12 protein-coding genes are annotated in these 16,424 nt (G+C 67.1%); 11 read left to right on the top strand and 1 reads right to left on the bottom strand.

Annotated features, from left to right (window positions below):
• Nucleotides 1–51 precede the first annotated feature (51 nt).
• The 10 genes from Q0Q02_RS14930 (at nucleotide 52) to Q0Q02_RS14885 (ending at nucleotide 13,820) form a co-directional block, all read left to right on the top strand.
• Nucleotides 52–2,343, top strand: a complete 2,292-nt coding sequence (locus tag Q0Q02_RS14930; protein WP_293810534.1) for a glycosyltransferase family 2 protein — start codon at nucleotides 52–54, stop codon at nucleotides 2,341–2,343.
• Nucleotides 2,340–3,179 carry a class I SAM-dependent methyltransferase gene (locus Q0Q02_RS14925; protein ID WP_293810533.1) on the top strand — a complete coding sequence of 280 codons (840 nt, stop codon included), beginning with the start codon at nucleotides 2,340–2,342 and terminating at the stop codon, nucleotides 3,177–3,179. Before Q0Q02_RS14930 ends, Q0Q02_RS14925 begins: the two co-directional genes overlap by 4 nt.
• Entirely contained in the window at nucleotides 3,176–4,423 is a 1,248-nt protein-coding gene (locus Q0Q02_RS14920) for a glycosyltransferase family 4 protein (protein WP_293810532.1), read from the top strand. Before Q0Q02_RS14925 ends, Q0Q02_RS14920 begins: the two co-directional genes overlap by 4 nt.
• Nucleotides 4,420–5,172, top strand: coding sequence for a hypothetical protein (locus Q0Q02_RS14915; RefSeq protein ID WP_293810531.1), 753 nt, complete (start codon nucleotides 4,420–4,422; stop codon nucleotides 5,170–5,172). Before Q0Q02_RS14920 ends, Q0Q02_RS14915 begins: the two co-directional genes overlap by 4 nt.
• Before the next feature lie 4 nt (nucleotides 5,173–5,176).
• A complete protein-coding gene (locus Q0Q02_RS14910) occupies nucleotides 5,177–7,378 on the top strand; it encodes a hypothetical protein (RefSeq protein WP_293810530.1) in 2,202 nt (733 codons plus the stop codon).
• A 2-nt stretch (nucleotides 7,379–7,380) separates the two neighbouring features.
• A complete protein-coding gene (locus Q0Q02_RS14905; protein WP_293810529.1) occupies nucleotides 7,381–8,685 on the top strand; it encodes a glycosyltransferase family 4 protein in 1,305 nt (434 codons plus the stop codon).
• Nucleotides 8,686–8,717: 32 nt separating this feature from the next.
• Nucleotides 8,718–9,914: a polysaccharide pyruvyl transferase family protein gene (locus Q0Q02_RS14900; protein ID WP_293810528.1), complete on the top strand. Its 1,197-nt coding sequence runs from the start codon at nucleotides 8,718–8,720 to the stop codon at nucleotides 9,912–9,914.
• A complete protein-coding gene (locus Q0Q02_RS14895; protein ID WP_293810527.1) occupies nucleotides 9,911–11,083 on the top strand; it encodes a hypothetical protein in 1,173 nt (390 codons plus the stop codon). The genes Q0Q02_RS14900 and Q0Q02_RS14895 overlap by 4 nt, the downstream gene beginning before the upstream one ends.
• Entirely contained in the window at nucleotides 11,080–12,537 is a 1,458-nt protein-coding gene (locus Q0Q02_RS14890; RefSeq protein ID WP_293810526.1) for a polysaccharide pyruvyl transferase family protein, read from the top strand. The genes Q0Q02_RS14895 and Q0Q02_RS14890 overlap by 4 nt, the downstream gene beginning before the upstream one ends.
• A 248-nt stretch (nucleotides 12,538–12,785) precedes the next feature.
• The gene (locus Q0Q02_RS14885; RefSeq protein WP_293810525.1) at nucleotides 12,786–13,820 is read left to right on the top strand and encodes a GSCFA domain-containing protein; all 1,035 of its coding nucleotides are present in this window, start codon (nucleotides 12,786–12,788) and stop codon (nucleotides 13,818–13,820) included.
• A gap of 8 nt (nucleotides 13,821–13,828) precedes the next feature.
• Here the strand turns inward: Q0Q02_RS14885 and Q0Q02_RS14880 are convergent, their stop codons facing one another.
• A complete protein-coding gene (locus tag Q0Q02_RS14880) occupies nucleotides 13,829–15,154 on the bottom strand; it encodes an MFS transporter (protein ID WP_293810524.1) in 1,326 nt (441 codons plus the stop codon).
• A 184-nt stretch (nucleotides 15,155–15,338) separates the two neighbouring features.
• Here Q0Q02_RS14880 and cyoA point away from each other — a divergent pair, with 184 nt between their 5' ends.
• Complete coding sequence (gene cyoA, locus Q0Q02_RS14875; protein ID WP_293810523.1) at nucleotides 15,339–16,421, top strand: ubiquinol oxidase subunit II; 1,083 nt, start codon at nucleotides 15,339–15,341, stop codon at nucleotides 16,419–16,421.
• The last annotated feature ends 3 nt before the right edge of the window (nucleotides 16,422–16,424 follow it).

Raw genomic sequence — 16,424 nt, 5'->3', positions numbered from 1 at the left:
CCCCGCTTTCCGCAAGCGCTCCGGGATTCTCCGTGCCGCAGGAGCGCCCCAATGCTTTCTCTCGCGCCCGTCGCGATGGCGGCGACCCCGCCTGCCCAGCTTGAACTCCACCGCCTCGGCGGATCGGTCTTTCTGCTCTGCTGGACGCTCGAGGCTTCGCCCTTTGGCAAGCCCGCGATTGCGCTCACGGCTGGCGGCCGGCGCCTGCCTGCGGCCTCGATCTCGCTTGGTCTGCGCGACGGGCGCGAGCGGCTCGCCGTCGCCTTCCGCTCGTCGGGCCATGACAATGTCGTCGCGACCCTCAGCGATCACGGCCCGCAGGGCGAGGTGACGGCCGGCTTCGACCCGACGTTGGTCCACGGCCTTGCCGATCCAACCGAGATTCTCAAGGACCTCGCGCCGCAGGCGCGGCTGACGCTCGCCAACGCGCTGGTCCGCGCCTGGCCGCCGCTGTTCGGCCTCGCCGCGATCCCGAATTACCTGTCCTTCCTGCGTCAGTTCCTGCTGACGCTGTTCCCCAAGCCGATCGCAATGCAGCCGACTGCGGCCCTCGTCGAAGGACAATGGCTGTTCGAGACGGCGGTGCCCGTCGATTTCGGCGCTTTGCAGGGTGTCGCCCGCCTCGACGGCGCGGGGTTGACGCGCCTCGATCTCAAGGCCCGCCTTGGCGCGGCCGACCGCACGGGCAAGCGCGAGGCCCATCTGGTGTTGGATGCGCCGCCGAGCCGTGGCGGTGGGTTGCTGATCTTGCAGGGTGAACGCGCGCTGGTCCTGCGCGCGCTGCCCGGTAGGCAGTCCGCGCCCTCGCTCGGCCGCTGGTGGGCTGGCAAGGCCGCGAGCCGCGACGGGCTGCGCAACTGGGTCGTCGAGCAGCTTGCCGGCCTGTCCGAACAGGGGCGCCTGCTCGCCATCGAGATGCAGCGGCGCGTGCCGCTCGCGGTCCAGCATGTCCGCCGCAGCGACGATTTGCCTGCCGCTGAACTCGACCTTGCGGTTTGTAACCGAGCCGGGCTCCTGATCGGCGGCTGGCTGCGCGATCCCGACGAGCTCCTCGAAGAAGTGCTGCTCCATCGCGGCAATGGCGAGCCGATCGCGATGCTCTCGCGGTTGCAGCGCTTCCCCGTGCGCTTGCCGACCGGCGCGGATGGCGAGACGCGCGCTGCCACGGGCTTCGCCGGTTTCGCTGCCGATTATGCCGGCGGCGCGCCGGTGTTGCAGCCGCGCTGCGAGATCAAGCTGAAATCCGGGACGACGCTGACATTGCGCCCGCCGGTGCAGCCGGCCGATCCGGTGACGATCAGGGCGCGGGCGCTGGCGGCGATCCCGCCGCAATATCTCACCGCCGCGATGATCGAGACGACGCTCGCGCCGATCCTCGCCGCCTGCCAGGAGGATTTGCGCGACAGCCGGCCGGAACCGGCCGTCAAGGCGTACGGGCAATTGCCGGCCCGGCCGAAGGCTTCGGTCGTGATCCCGCTCTACCGTGTCTACGATTTCCTCCGTGTGCAGGTCGCGGCCTTTGCCGGCGATCCGTGGTTCCCGGAGAATGCCGAGCTGATCTATGTGCTCGATTCGCCTGAGCACGAGGCCGAGGTCGCGCATCTCCTCGGCGGCCTGCATCTCGCCTATGGCCTGCCGATGCAGTTCGTGGCGATGCGGCGCAATGGCGGCTTCTCGGCCGCCTGCAATGCCGGCGCTGCCGTGGCGCGCGGCGAGGCACTCGCCCTCGTCAATTCCGATGTCATTCCGACCGGCAATGGCTGGCTGGAAGGGCTGATCGCCAGGCTCGACCGTCGCGCCAAGGTCGGCGCCGTCGGTCCCAAACTGCTCTACGACGACAACTCGCTGCAGCACGCCGGACTGTTCTTCAAGCGCGACAGCAAAGGCACCTGGCTCAACCATCATTACTTCAAGGGCATGCCGGGCAGCTATGCGCCGGCCACTATCGAGCGGCCCGTGCCGGGCGTCACCGGCGCCTGCATCGTGATGGCGCGCGATCTCTACGAGGAGCTCGGCGGCTTCGACGAGAGCTATGTGATCGGCGATTACGAGGACAGCGATCTCTGCCTCAAGATCAGGCGGGCCGGCTTCGGCATTCTCTATGTCCCGGATGTCGCGCTCTACCATCTCGAGCGGCAATCGATCGCGCGCAGTGTTGATTACACGCGCGGCGCCGCCTCCCAGCACAATGCCTGGCTGCAGAGCCAACGCTGGGGCGCCCAGATCGAGGCGCTGATGCAGGCCTTCGAGACCTCCGCACCGGAGCTTGCGCTGCCGGCACCGGCGCCCGCCGAACCCGACCTTGTCCCCCGCTTCAGCTTCAGGAGAGCGACCGCCGCATGACCGCCCTGAGACAGATCGCACCAGAGCCTGCTCCCGCGGAGGTTTCCGCCGGGCCCGAGCTCGACTGGCTCCTGGCCTCGCTGCAGAGCAACCGCTTCATGCCGCACCCGCCGCCGGACTCGATCTTCGTCGGCGACGGCGATTATCGCGCGATCGGCGCCGAATTCCTCGGCCATTTCATCCGGATCGGCCGGCTCAAGCCGCATGAGCGCGTCTTCGACATCGGCTGCGGCATCGGCCGCATGGCGGTGCCATTGACGCAATATCTCGACCCCGAGCGCGGCAGCTATGACGGCGTCGATCCGGTGATGGAAGGCATCCTGTGGTGTGCCCAGACGATCACGCCGGCCTATCCGCGCTTCCGCTTCCAGCGGCTCGATATCGCCCATCCGCTCTATAATCCGGCGGGCTCCCTGCCGGGCATCGAGGTCCGCTTCGGCTTCGCCAATGGCAGCTTCGATTTCGTGACGATGACCTCGGTCGCGACGCATCTGCCGCCCGAGGAGCTGGTGGTCTACCTGCAGGAGGCCGCGCGCCTGCTGTCGCCGGGCGGGCGGCTGTTCCTCACCGCCTTCGCGCTCGACGGCACCTCGACGGGCCAGGAACGCCTGCCGTTCAAGCGCTGGCAGGACGGGCCGGGCTGGTACGCGATTGACGAGGCGCCGCTTGCCGCTGCCGGCATCGACAGCCGCTTCCTGCTGGAACAGACGGCGCTGGCCGGGCTCACCGTTGAGGCGCTCAGGCCGGGGCATTGGCGCGGCATCAGCGCGGCGCATTACCAGGACCTGCTGATCGCGACAAAGCCAGGGAGCAAGGGACCGGGAGAGATGGCATGAGCCGGCGTATCCTCGTCGTCGCGCATAACCATCCATCTTTGCATCCCGGCGGCACCGAGATCTTCGCGCATGACCTGACGCAGGCCTATCGCGAGCAGGGCTGCGAGGTTTTGTTCCTCGGTGCGACCAACGCGATGCATCGCGGGCCGCATCCGGGCACGGCTCTGCAGGCGATCGGCGAGGACGTGGTGCTGTGGAGCGCGCATTACGACCGCTTCCACATGAGCCAGATCGACCATTACGGCACGTTGCAGGACCTCGCGACGCTGCTGGAGGAGTTCCGGCCGGACGTGATCCACGTCCATCATCTCGTGCTGATCGGCGCGGAGTTCCTGACGCTGGCGCGAAGGCTCCTGCCGCAGGCAGCGATCGTGATGACGCTGCACGACTACTATCCGATCTGCCACCATGACGGCCTGATGGTGCGGCCGGGCGATCGCCAGCGCTGTAACGTCTCCTCGCCTTCGGCCTGCCATGGCTGCTTTCCCGAGATCGGCTCGGACCGTTTCCTGCTGCGCGAGCGCTTCATCAAGACGCATCTCGCGGTGGTGGACCGCTTTGTCGCGCCGAGCCGCTTCCTGCGGCAGCGCTATGTCGATTGGGGCTTAGCCAGTGAGCGGATCGAGGTCATCGCCAATGCCCGCCCGGCGCAGGAGGCCGCGCCGCACCGGCAGGCGACAGGCCGGCGTGCCAGCTTCGGCTATTTCGGCAATCTCAATCCCTGGAAGGGCGTCCTGCCGCTCTTGCAGGCGGCGCAGTTGCTGCGCGCGTCCGGCGAAACCGAATTCTCGCTGCGCATCCATGGCGGCGCGCCGTTCCAGAGCGAGGCCTTCACGACCGCGCTCGACGCCGCGCTTGCCGGAGCGGAGGGCGTCGTTACCCATTGCGGGGCCTATTCCCGTGATGAGGTGCCCGGCCTGATGGCCGAGGTCGACTGGGTGGTGATGCCCTCGATCTGGTGGGAGAACGCGCCGCTCGTCATCCAGGAAGCCTTCCAGCACCGTCGCCCGCCGATCGTCAGCGCCATCGGCGGCATGGCCGAGATGGTGCGCGACGAGATCGACGGGCTGCATGTCCGGCCGGGCGATCCGGTCGCGCTGGCCCGCACCCTTCGCCGGGCGATGGAGGAGGCGGGTCTCTGGCAGCGCCTCGTCCACGGCATCGCCGAGCAGCCGACGCTAGCCGATTGCGCCGGCCGCCATCTCGCCCTCTTCGATGACCTCAAGCTCGCGGAGGCCGCATGACAACGGCTCAACATCAGGACAACGAAGTCCGCCTGCCTAACGTCAATCCCGCCCGCCTGAACGGGCGGGTCGATGCCCTCGACGGTAGCCGCCTGCATGGCTGGATATGGGACGAGGCCCGTCCCGACGAGGCGATCACGGTCCGGATTTCCTGCGATGGCAAGATCGTCGCGGAAACCAGGGCCGACCAGAGCCGCATCGATCTGCGCCGCAACGGCATCGGCGACGGCAAGCACGCCTTCTCGATCGATCTCGACGAGGCGCTGATCGCAGCACGCACCCGGTTGACGGTTGTCGGCGTCTCCGCGGCAACCGGCGCGGAACTGGAACTGCGCCTGCCGGCGGCGGACGAACTGGCAGCGGAGGCGGCGATTGCCGTGCCGCTGGCGCGCTTCTTCGACAAGGTCGAGATGCTGATCGTGCTCAACCGGCGGGCCCAGCTCGCCCAGAAGGAACTCAACGAGAAGCTCGACCGCATCGCGGCGCGGCTCGAAGAGAACCACGCGCTGGCGGAGGCGACCAAGGCCGAGACCGAGAGCCAGAGCGAGATCGTGCGCCGGCTCGGCGAGCTCGACGTCTTTCAGCTCCGCTTCGACGGCACCTTGCGTGGCTTCGACGCGCGCCTCGACGCGATCCGCAAGGAGGCGCGGGCGCCGCTCAGGCAGGTCACGGTCATCCTCGGCTTCCTCTCGGCGCTCGCGGCGGCGATGTCCTTTGTCACACTTGCCGTGACGCTCTGGGGAGGCTGAGGCGATGAGCGAGGTCATCGTCCCCGAGAGGACCGCGATCGCGCAGGCGCCGACCGTCTCCTGGACGCCGCTCGGCGAGAACGCGATCCTCGTCCGCAGCCATTGCGATGCGATTCCGGCAAAGGTGCCGGTCGCGGTCGACGGCAATCCGCGCAACCGCGCGCAGACCATGGTGCTGAGCTGGCGCCGGCCTGGTGCCGAGCCTGCGGCTACCTCTGGCTTCCTCTGCCTCGCACCGGCGCCCAGCGTCGACGACAGTGGCACCGGCGCCCTGCTGATCGGCCGGCCTGGCCGGCCGTTGCGCCTGATCCTGGCGCCGAAGCCTCAACCCCTGCAGACCTTCCTCTCCGAGCTCGCGGACGATGCCGGGCAGGCCTTTCCGAGCGTAGTCGACGGGCTGCTCGAAGTGCTGCTGACCGGGGCGCCCAACCCGCGCCGCCTGCGGGCCGTGGCGATGCTCTTGCAAACCGTCGCGCGGCCGGGCGGCTTCGTCGAGGTGATGGGCAAGCTCGACGAGGTCGCGGGCTCGGGCGGTGGCATCTTCCTGCAGGGCTGGACTTCGCATTTCGCCGCCGGGCGGGTGAAGCTGCTGATCTCGCATGGCGGTCTGTCGCCGGCCCATCTCGAAACCGGGACCTTCGAGCGCGACGATCTCGGCGAGGGCGCGCGTGGCTTCTTCGGCCTGCTGGAGGATTGCCACGCCCAGCATCCCGGCGAGATCGAGCGGCTTTATTTCCGCGGCAATGACGGCTGGCGCGCGCTCGAGGTCTATGAACGCCATGTCCTGCTCGAACCGATCACGGTGCCCGGCCATCTGCGCGACGGCTTGCAGCGCGGCACCGCCCCGCAGGCCACGGCCGACAAGCTGAAGCGCGCCTCGCAGCGCTTCGACGGGCGTGACACGGTCTGCCTGCTGGAGGAGCCGGTCCGGGCCGGCATCGACTCGGTCACGGTGGTCGGGGGCACGGGCGTGCTGATCATCGGCTGGCTGTTCGATCCCGAGCGCCGGGTCGGCGGCGTCTCGCTGCGCAGCGGCGGCCAGTCCTGCGCCGTCGACCGCGTGTGGACGTGGGTGCAGCGCGCCGACGTCACGGCGGCCTTCATGGAAGACCCGCGTTTCGGTCCGGCCCTGGCCTCGCGCCGCAACAATCACGGTTTCATCGTCTTCGCGCCAAAACTTCTGCCGGAAGCCGGCCAGCCGCTGCATCTCGCTTTCGAGGTGCAGGGCACAGGTCCTGCCTTCCTGCCGCTCGAACCCAACCGGGCTCCGGCACGCCGCGCCCTGGAACGCGTGCTCGGCCTGCTCGACCCGCGCTCATCGACCGCGAGTGCCGTGGTCGAGCGCCAGATCGCGCCGGCCCTGCAGGCGGCCGAGATCGCGCCGCCGCGCGCCGCTGAGACGCTCGATGTCGGCACCTTCGACCCCGAGGCGCCGCTCGGCCTCGTCATCGGGCTCGATCACCGGCATCGCGAGTTGTCGGCGTTGTTCGCGCTGCTCGCGATGGACCCGGAGGCGCGCCCATTGCCGATGGTGCTCGCGGCGCCGTCCGAGAGCTTCGACCGCGTCGGTGCCGAAGCGCGCCGGCTCGCGCGCTTCTATGGCTTGTCGGTGCGTCTCGTCGCGGTGGAAGGCGTGGAGGATGCCTGCGATGCGCTGGAGGCAGGTGTGCGCGCCTGCCGCTTCAACACCGTCGCGCTGTTGTCGGGCGCCGCGCAGATTCGCATGCCCGGCTGGCTCGGCCGGCTGGAACGGGCCTACCGCGCGCGTGGCGGCCAATGCGTCGCGAGCCCGACCTTGCTCTTCGAAGACGATTCCATCCGCTGGGCCGGGGCCTGGCTGGAAGGCGAGGGAGCGAGCCGGCGCATCGCCAACCGCTTCGTCGGCTATCCCCTGGAGGCGGTCGGCAATCTCGGACCGATGGAGGTCGCTGCCGGGGCCAGCGAATGCTGCGTACTCTCCCGCGCCGCCTTCATCGAGGTCGGCGGCTTCGCGCGCAATTATTTCACCACGGCGGAGAAGGGGCTCGATCTTTGCCTCAAGCTCCGGATGGCTGGCTCACCCTCGCTCTGGGTGCCGGATGTCGAGGTCTATGCCGTCGACGACGCGGAGACTGCGACGCCCCATGCCGGCGCGCTTGCCCAGCTTGCCGACCGCACCAGCTTCGACCGGCGCTGGGCGCTCGCCATCTCCAACATGAAAGGCTGAGGATGCGGGTTCTCGTGATATCGCACGGCCATCCTTCGCTCTCGCTCGGCGGGGCGGAGGTGGCCTCCTACAACCTGCACAAGGGTTTGCAGGCCGGCGAGGGCATCGATTCCCATTTCCTCGCCCGCGTCGGCGCGCCGACGCCGCGCCATGCCGGTACGGCGTTGATGAGCCTGCGCCAGCGCGGCGGCGAACTGCTCTACTACGCCGAGGATTACGACCACTTCCTGATCTCGAACCGCGCGACGGAAGAGATTGACCGCGATTTCGTGCGCGTGCTGCACGATCTGAAGCCGGACGTAGTGCATTTCCACCATTTCATCGGGCTCGGGCTCGAATGTCTGTTCGCGGTGCGCGATGCGCTGCCGGATGCGCTGATCGTGGTGACCTTCCACGAATATCTCTCGATCTGCCACCACCACGGCCAGATGGTGAAGACCGGCGCCTTCAAGCTCTGCTACCGGGCCTCGCCGACCGACTGCAACGCATGCTTCCCGGACATCTCGCCGGCCCGCTTCCTCGCCCGCGAGACCTTTATCAAGGGCATGTTGGGGCTGGCCGACCATTTCGTCTCGCCGAGCCGCTTCCTCGTCGACCGCTATGTCGACTGGGGCCTCGCCGAGGAGCGCTTCTCGGTGATCGAGAACGGTATCGACGTCGCCAGCGTCGCGCCGCCGCGTCCTTTGCCCGAGGGGAAGGCGCGCCGCTCGCGCTTCGCCTATTTCGGCCAGCTCACGCCCTACAAGGGCGCCGACGTGCTGATCGACGCGGTGACGCGCATCCCGGACAAGGTCTGGGGCGAGGATTCGATCCTGCTGGTCTATGGCGGCAATCTGGAGCGGCAGCCGCAGGCCTATCAGGACAAGTTCGCTAGGCTCGTCGAAGCGGCCGGCCGGCGCGTGCGCTTCTGCGGCGCCTTCCAGAACCGCGAAATGCCGAACCTGATGCGCTCGGTCGACTGGATGGTGATGCCCTCGGTCTGGTGGGAGAACTCGCCGATCGTGATCCAGGAAGCGTTCTTCCATGGCCGCCCGATCCTGGCGAGCAATCTCGGGGGCATGGCCGAGAAGATCACCGACGAGGTCGATGGCCTGCATTTCCGGCCCGGCAGCCCGGAAGACCTCGTCGACTGCATGACGCGCGCGCTGACCGAGCCCGGCCTCTGGGAGCGCCTGCGCGGCGGCATCAGGCGGCCGATGAGCCACCGCGAATGCGCCGGCACGCATCTCGACCTCTACCGCCGCCTCCTCGCCGAGCGCAGCAAGCCTGCGCCTGCGCGGCAGGACCAAGCCGCGATGATCGCCTGAAACCATAACGAAACAACAGGGGAGACCCGACCATGGCCCGCATCCTCGTCATCAGCCCCTCCGGGGAGGTCTATGACCACGACAATGTCCGCTGGTATCGCCATGCCGATCTGCAGAGTCATATCGAGCACTACCACAATATCGGCGACGCCTTCGTCTTCGATTCCTCGCTGAAGCTGCTCAACTTCGAGAAGCTCGATGAACTGCCGATCAATCGCGTCGATCCCGCGATGATCGACCGGCTCAATGCCGAATACGACTACGTCTTCCTGCGCGGCTCGAACTATGTCCACGCGCAGATGAACTGGTCCAAGGCGGCCGAAGTGCTGCGCCGGCTTAAAATTCCGGTGATCGCCTTCGGCATCGGTGCGCAGGCCCCGGTCAGCGGCAAGCTGGAATTGAGCGAGGACACGAAGACAGTCCTCAAGCTCATCTCGGATTCGACGGCCTCGCTCGGCGTGCGCGGCACCTATTCCGCGGAGGTGCTGAACGATCTCGGCATCAGGAATGTCCGCATCATCGGCTGCCCGACGGCGTTCCGGAACAACGATCCCAACCTCGCCATCCGCCTGCTGCCGCTCGATCAGGTCAAGACCGCCGGCGTGACGCTGCGGCGCGAGGTTTCCAAGACCTATGCGCAGGACATCAAGCGCTACCTCACCTTCCACCGCTCGTTGGTGAAGGCGATGGCGGATCGCTTCGAGGTCACGCTGATGTCGCAAGGCGAGGTCGAGGAGAAGAAGCTCGCCCTTGGCACGCCCGAGCAGAAGGCGCAGGCGCTCGCGGCGCTGAAGGAGAACGAGTGGGCCAATAACTGGTATCTCGATGAGCAGGTCACCGGGCTCTACCAGAGCCGGATGTTCTATTCCGACGTGGTCGCGGAATACGAGCGGCTGGTGCGCGGGCTCGACCTTGTGCTGGGCTATCGGCTGCACGGCAACCTGATGGCGCTCGCGAACGGCACGCCCTCGATCTACTTCACATATGACAGCCGCACGGTCGAGTTCGCGGATACGTTCAAGATCCCGAGCGTCGACGTCTTCTCCGGCGAGGATTTCAGGCTGGAGGAGTACTGGGAACAGGCGCGCTTCGACTGCTTCAACACGGCTTACGGGCAGGTCTACCGCGCGATGAGCGCCTTCCTCAGCGAGAACAAGGTCGACCACAAGATGGTCAAGCAGGCCGCGGCTGCCCAAGAGGCGCCCGCGCCGGAAAGGAAGGTGGCATGAGGGCCGCCCGCACCCTGCGCAGGGCTCTGCTGGCGGCCTGTCTGCTGCTGGCGCTGCCCGCGATGGCGCAGGGCTACCGGCTTGAGCTCGCGCCCGGCGCGCAGGAGGAGACGGTGGTGTCCTGGGCGCGCGAGCGCTGCGAGGAATGGGACCTGCCGGATGCGCCCTTGCGTGCCTTCCGCGACGACAAGGGCGAGGTTGTCGCCTTCGCCAGCCACTACCGCAGCCGCCCGCTGATCGGCCGCGATCTCTCCTCGATCCTCAAGAGCTGCGCGGTTTCGTTCGAGGCGAAGGGCAGCGCCGATCCGAGCCAGTTCAGCGACAAAAGCTGGATCGCCGCGACCTGGACCGATGACGGGCGCCATGTCGAGGCGCTGATCCATGCCGAATACCATGCCGACAAGCATCCCGGCGCCTGCCGCTTCAAGGAGGCGATGAGTTGCTGGTACAATGTCGTGACCGCCGCCCGCTCGAATGATGGCGGCCGCAGCTTCAGGACCGACGAGCCGCGCCCGCTGGTGGCGGCACCGCCCTACAGGCAGGATGTTGGGCAGGGCCGGCATCGCGGCTTCTTCAATCCCTCCAATATCGTCGAGAAGGACGGCGCCTGGTATGCGCTGATCGCGACCACCGGCGGCGAGGGCCAGAAGAACGGCGTCTGCCTGTTCCGCTCCACGGATATCAAGGACGCGACGACCTGGCGCGCCTTCGACGGGCAGGACTTCACGATTCCGGCCGTCGATCCCTATCGCGACGACCTGAGCCAGGCGCGGCCGTGCCAGCCGTTGAGACATCTGCCGACCACGGTCGGCTCGGTCACGCGACACGAGGCGAGCGGGCAATGGCTCGCGATCTTCCATCTCGGCCCCGACCCCCGGCAGGGCATCGTCGGCGGGCGCGTCGCCTATAGCTGGTCGAAGGACCTCTTGACCTGGGCGCCGCTGCAGACGCTCGTCACGCATCCGACGATGTGGAGCAAGGATTGCGGCGACCGCGATCGCTATGGCTACGGCGCCGTCGCCGATCCGACCTCGCCCTCTCGCAATTTCGAGACCACGGGCGACACGCCCTTTCTGTTCATGACCAAGATGCATGTCGCCGATTGCAAGATCGGCCCGCAGCGCGATCTCGTCCGCATCAAAATCCGCATCGTGAAGGACACTCCATGAATGCGCCCGCGCATCCGCTTCCGGCCAGCCAGGCCGTGCAGACCATGAAGATCCTGCGCGCGACCACGCAGGAGGTCGTCGTCCTCGTCGCCCGCGAGCTCGACGGGAGCTGGCCGTCGCTGCGCCTGCTGCTCGACGGGCAGGACTACGCCACGATCAACCCGGGCGCGCTCGTCACCGGCGATGCGACCGTGGCGGAGATCGCGATTCCGCTGCCGGCCCTGCCCGAGACGCGCCTGCGCTCCATTGCGGTGGCGGATGCGCGCACCGGCGCGCTGGCGCCCGGTTCGGCATTGCGCCCGGTCTCGAAGGCCAAGGCCCTGCGGGCGCTGGTGATCTATCCGGCGGGCGAGGTCTACGACCATGACAAGGTGCGCTGGTATCGCGCCCCGATGGAGAAGCTGCTCAGCGATTACTTCAACATCGGCGACATGATCGTCTACGACTCGACGCTGAAGCTCCTCGATTACGCGCATCTGGAGCCGATGAAGATCATGTCGCCGACCGAGGCCGACATCGCGCGCTATGCCAGCGAGTTCGATTTCGTCTTCGTGCGCGGCTCGAACTTCATCCATGAGAGCATGGAGTGGTTCCGCGCCGTCGAGGTGCTGGAGAAGGTGAAACTCCCGGTCTACGCCATCGGCGTCGGCGCGCAGGCGAGCCAGAACCGCAGGATCGAACTCCCGGACGCCTCGCAGCGCTTCTGGTCGATCGTGGCCGAGCGCTCGGCCGCCATCGGCGTGCGCGGCGCCTTCAGCGCCGAGACGCTCCGGCAGAACGGCATCCGCAATGTCGAGGTGGTCGGTTGCCCCTCGATCTTCCGCACCCGCAATCGCGACCTCAAGATCCGCGTTCCCGATCAGCGCGAGATCCGCAAGGTCGCGTTCAGCCTGCGCCGCGAGGCCGACAAGAGCTACACCGCCGATCCTGAAGCTTATCTGCGCAACCAGAAGGCTGCCCTGCTCAAGGTCGATGCCCAAAGCGAGATGGTGATGTCCTCGCATGGCGAGCAGGAGGAGAAGGCGTTCTTCCTGCGCGATCCCGCCGCCAAGGAGAAGGCCGTCGCCGAATTCACCCGCACCGGCTGGTGGAACGGGGCGGACGATGCGGCGATGCGCCGGATCTACGAGAAGCAATTGTTTTCGTTCTTCGATGTCGAGCATTACGACGCCTTCGCCCGCTCGCAGGACCTCGCCGTGGGCTACCGCGTCCATGGCGTGCTGCCGGCGGTCGCGCATGGGGTGCCCGGCGTGCTTGTCGCCTATGACACGCGCAGCCAGGAACTGGCCGAGACGCTGAAGATCCCGGTCGTGCCTGAGGCGGCCTTGGCCGAGGGCGGCTGGCGGGCTGTCTATCAGGAGGCGGCGCTGAACAGCCTCGCGAAGAGCTATGCCGGCTCCTACGACCGGATGCGCGGCTTCCTCGATCGGAACGGCATTCCCCACCGGATGTAAGAGCCTGTTTGGAAACTCAGCCCTCATCCTGAGGAGCAGCCGAAGGCTGCGTCTCGAAGGATGTTCCAGATGGTTCCGGAGCCTCCTGAAGCATCCTTCGAGACGCCATTTCCAAGAAAATGGCTCCTCAGGATGAGGGCTCAAGGAATTTCCAAACGGGCTCTAAGGGGTGGCCCGGACCCAAGAACGGCCCTCGCAGTGGCGCGAAGGCTTTCCGGCTATCGGCTTCCACGAACCAGGAGACGATCATGAAGATCGAATATGATGCGGGCATCGCCCTCTCGATCATGCGCGGCAATCCCGTGCGCGGCTGGACCTCGGGCAAGCCCGAGAAGATGGCCAAGGAGCGCCTGACCACGGGCGACTATGTCGCGGTGGAGCACAAGCCGAAGTTCAAGCTCGACCCGTCCGAGCCGATCTTCACCATGGGTTCGTGCTTCGCGCGCGAGGTCGAGAACATCCTGATGGCGCGCGGCCTGCCGCTGCTGCTCGAAGGCCATGGTGTGCCGGCCGAGCATTTCGAAAGCTGGAGCGAGGAGAGCGGGCGCGGCGGCGGGGCCGATCGCGGCCAGCTCAGCCGGGGGGCGCTGAACAAGTACTCGGTGCGCTCGATGACCCACGAGATCAAGCGCGTCCTGCTCGGCGAGAGCTACCCCGACGAGGGCTTGATCGAGCTTGCGCCCGGGCAATGGTTCGACCCGCAGGCCAGCGGTCTGAAGTTGCTCGATCGCGAGACGGCGCTCGCCAACCGCCAACGCCTCTCTGCCGCGACCGCGCAGATCAGGCAGGCGCACGTCTGCTTCTTCACGCTCGGCCTGACCGAGACCTGGCTGGATGCGCAGACCGGCATCGCCATGAACGCCCATCCCGGCCCGGTCTGGCTGCAACGGTTGCCGGAGCGCTTCCGCTTCGTCGATTATGGCTATGACGCGACGCTGGCCGACATGCTCGACATCATCGGGCTGATCCGCGAGCACTGCCATCCCGAGATGCGCTTCGTCGTCACGGTCTCCCCGGTGCCGTTCGGCGCGACCTTCAAGGATGCCGATGTCATCGTCGCCAACAGTGCCTCGAAATCGGTGCTGCGGGCCGTGGCGGAGGAATTGTTCCGCCGCTTCGATTTCGTCGACTACTTCCCGAGCTACGAGATCGTGCTCAACTCGCCCCGCGCACTCGCCTTCCAGGACGATCAGCTCCATGTCGCGCGCGACATGGTCCAGCATGTGATGGCAACCTTCCAGGGCGCCTATCTCGCGCCGCAGGAGCAGCCGCAGGCGGCCTGAGCACTGCTCTAGCCGTAGCGCGCTTCCAGTCGCCGATCGATCCACAGCGCTGCCAATGTGCAGAGCGCGCCGGAAAGCAGGTAAAGCCCGACCCAGGCGAGACCGAACGTGCTCGACAGGGTCAGCGCGACCAGCGGGGCGAAGCCGGCGCCGATGAGCCAGGCGAAGTCCGAGGTCAGGGCCGCTCCGGTGTAGCGGTATTGCAGCCCGAAGCTGGAAGCGACCGCGCCGGCCGTCTGGCCATAGGCGAGGCCGAGCAGGCCGAAGCCGATGATGACGTAGATCGTCTGGCCGGCGAGGCTATCGCCGAAGAGCAGCGGCGCGACGATGCTGGAGAGGCTGAACAGCGCGATCATCGCGCCCGAGAGCAGCAGCGTGTTGCGGCGGCCGATCTGGTCGGCGATCAGGCCGGAGGTGACGATCGCGCCCGCGCCGACCACGGCGCCGGCACCTTGCACCAGCAGGAACTCGGAGACCGAACGGTCGGTGAAGAGATTGATCCAGCTGACCGGGAAGATGGTCACAAGGTGGAAGAGCGCGAAGCTCGCCAGCGGCACGAAGGCGCCGAGGACGAGCGTGCGGCCGTGGGTGCGAACGAGCTCGAAGACCGAAACCGGCATCAATTCGCGGGTTTCCATCAACTGGGCGAATTCCTGGGTCGCGACCATGCGCAGGCGGGCGAAGAGCGCCACGACATTGATGGTGAGCGCCACGAAGAACGGATAGCGCCAGCCCCAGTCGAGAAAGTCGCGCTTCGAGAGCGCGCCCTCGAAATAGGCGAAGAGCCCGGCCGCGAGGATGAAGCCGAAGGGCGCGCCGAGCTGCGGCAGCATCGCATACCAGCCGCGCCGGTTCGGTGGGGCATTGAGGGCGAGCAGGGAGGACAGGCCGTCCCAGGCGCCGCCGAGCGCGATGCCCTGCAGCAGGCGGAAGCCCGCGAGGATGACGATCGACCAGATGCCGAGCGTCGCATATCCCGGCAGGAAGGCGATCGCCGCCGTCGAGCCGCCGAGCAGGAAGAGCGCGGCGGTGAGCTTGGTCGCGCGGCCGTAGTTGCGGTCCAGGCGGAAGAACAGCACCGAGCCGATCGGGCGGGTGACGAAGGCCAGCGCGAAGATGCCGAAAGCATAGAGCGTGCCCGTGAGGCGATCGGCGAAGGGGAAGACCAGCTCCGGGAAGACCAGCACGCAGCCGAGGCCGAACACGAAGAAGTCGAAATATTCCGAGGTTCGGCCGATGATGACGCCGAGCGCGATATCGGCCGGCGATACGTGGTCGCGGCCATGCTCGTCCGTCGGATGTCTCGATGAATGGCTCGCCGCGTCAGTGCTCATGACCGCGAATTCCTTGTTGGGAGGCGGGCCGGCAGAACCGGGCTTGCCCGCACCTCATACAAATGGATACGGTGGATAGAAGCTACCCGTCAAACCATCGCAAAGGGACAGATTGTCCGATGTGCGCTGCGGGGGGATGGGAATAGAGAACGGCTGTTCCCGGATCAGGGAGGTCTCGAGTCTCTTGAGAATCTTTCGCATTCTACCGCTTCTGCCGTTGTTCGCGCTCCTTGGCGGCTGCCAGATGGTGCTGCTCGGCCCGTCCGGCGACGTCGCCCTCCAGCAGCGCAACCTGCTGTTCGCCTCCACGGCGCTGATGCTGCTGATCATCGTGCCGGTGATGGCGCTGACGATCTTCTTCGCCTGGCGCTACCGGGCCTCGGCCAAGGCCAGCTACGATCCGGACTGGCACCATTCGCTGCCGCTGGAGGTGGTGATCTGGTCGGTGCCGCTGCTGATCATCGTCGTGATCGGCGCCATGACCTGGATGGGCACGCATCTGCTCGACCCCTACCGCCCGCTCGACCGGATCAGCGCCGGCAAACCGGCGGTCGAGGCGAAGGCGGGCGGCAACGGAATCCGCAAGGAACCGCTGGTGATCCAGGTCGTCGCGCTCGACTGGAAATGGCTGTTCCTCTACCCGGCGCAGGGCATCGCCTCGCTCAACGAGGTCGTGGCGCCGGTCGACCAGCCGATCGAGTTCCGCATTACCTCGTCCTCGGTGATGAATTCGCTCTTCATTCCCGCGCTGGCCGGCCAGATCTACGCGATGCCGGGCATGCAGACCAAGCTCAACGCCGTGATCAACCATGCCGGCGAGTTCGAGGGCTTCTCGGCCAATTACAGCGGCGCCGGCTTCTCCGACATGCGCTTCCGCTTCCGCGGCGTCGATGACAAGGGCTTCGGCGACTGGGTGCAGCGCGCGATCCGCAACAGCAGCCCGCTCGGGCGCGAGGAGTATCTCGTGCTGGAGAAGCCGAGCGAGCGCGAAGCTGTCCGCTATTTCCGCGACATCCCGTCCGATCTGTTCAGCGCCATCCTCAACATGTGCGTCGACCGCGCCAAGATGTGCACGCGCGACATGATGGCGCTGGACGCCAAGGGCGGCGGCGGCAAGGAGGGCATCCATATCGTCGCGCAGCTCGAATACGACAAGAGCGTGCGCCGGGGCGGGCAGCCGATGCCGCCCCGCCCCTTCGTGACGGCGATCTGCACGCCCACGGATGTCTACGGCACCGCGGGCGTCAGCGCCCGTGTCGCCAACTGAGGC

The sequence above is a fragment of the uncultured Allobosea sp. genome (genome assembly GCF_945956895.1).
Taxonomy (GTDB): Bacteria; Pseudomonadota; Alphaproteobacteria; order Rhizobiales; family Beijerinckiaceae; genus Allobosea.
This window is presented reverse-complemented; position numbering and strand designations above follow the sequence as displayed.

Excerpts from the sequence above, each read along its gene's own strand:
- Q0Q02_RS14930 (WP_293810534.1), top strand. The coding sequence starts at position 52 with ATGCTTTCTCTCGCGCCCGTCGCGATGGCGGCGACCCCGCCTGCCCAG.
- Q0Q02_RS14925 (WP_293810533.1), top strand. The coding sequence starts at position 2,340 with ATGACCGCCCTGAGACAGATCGCACCAGAGCCTGCTCCCGCGGAGGTT.
- Q0Q02_RS14920 (WP_293810532.1), top strand. The coding sequence starts at position 3,176 with ATGAGCCGGCGTATCCTCGTCGTCGCGCATAACCATCCATCTTTGCAT.
- Q0Q02_RS14915 (WP_293810531.1), top strand. The coding sequence starts at position 4,420 with ATGACAACGGCTCAACATCAGGACAACGAAGTCCGCCTGCCTAACGTC.
- Q0Q02_RS14910 (WP_293810530.1), top strand. The coding sequence starts at position 5,177 with ATGAGCGAGGTCATCGTCCCCGAGAGGACCGCGATCGCGCAGGCGCCG.
- Q0Q02_RS14905 (WP_293810529.1), top strand. The coding sequence starts at position 7,381 with ATGCGGGTTCTCGTGATATCGCACGGCCATCCTTCGCTCTCGCTCGGC.
- Q0Q02_RS14900 (WP_293810528.1), top strand. The coding sequence starts at position 8,718 with ATGGCCCGCATCCTCGTCATCAGCCCCTCCGGGGAGGTCTATGACCAC.
- Q0Q02_RS14895 (WP_293810527.1), top strand. The coding sequence starts at position 9,911 with ATGAGGGCCGCCCGCACCCTGCGCAGGGCTCTGCTGGCGGCCTGTCTG.
- Q0Q02_RS14890 (WP_293810526.1), top strand. The coding sequence starts at position 11,080 with ATGAATGCGCCCGCGCATCCGCTTCCGGCCAGCCAGGCCGTGCAGACC.
- Q0Q02_RS14885 (WP_293810525.1), top strand. The coding sequence starts at position 12,786 with ATGAAGATCGAATATGATGCGGGCATCGCCCTCTCGATCATGCGCGGC.
- Q0Q02_RS14880 (WP_293810524.1), bottom strand. The coding sequence starts at position 15,154 with ATGAGCACTGACGCGGCGAGCCATTCATCGAGACATCCGACGGACGAG.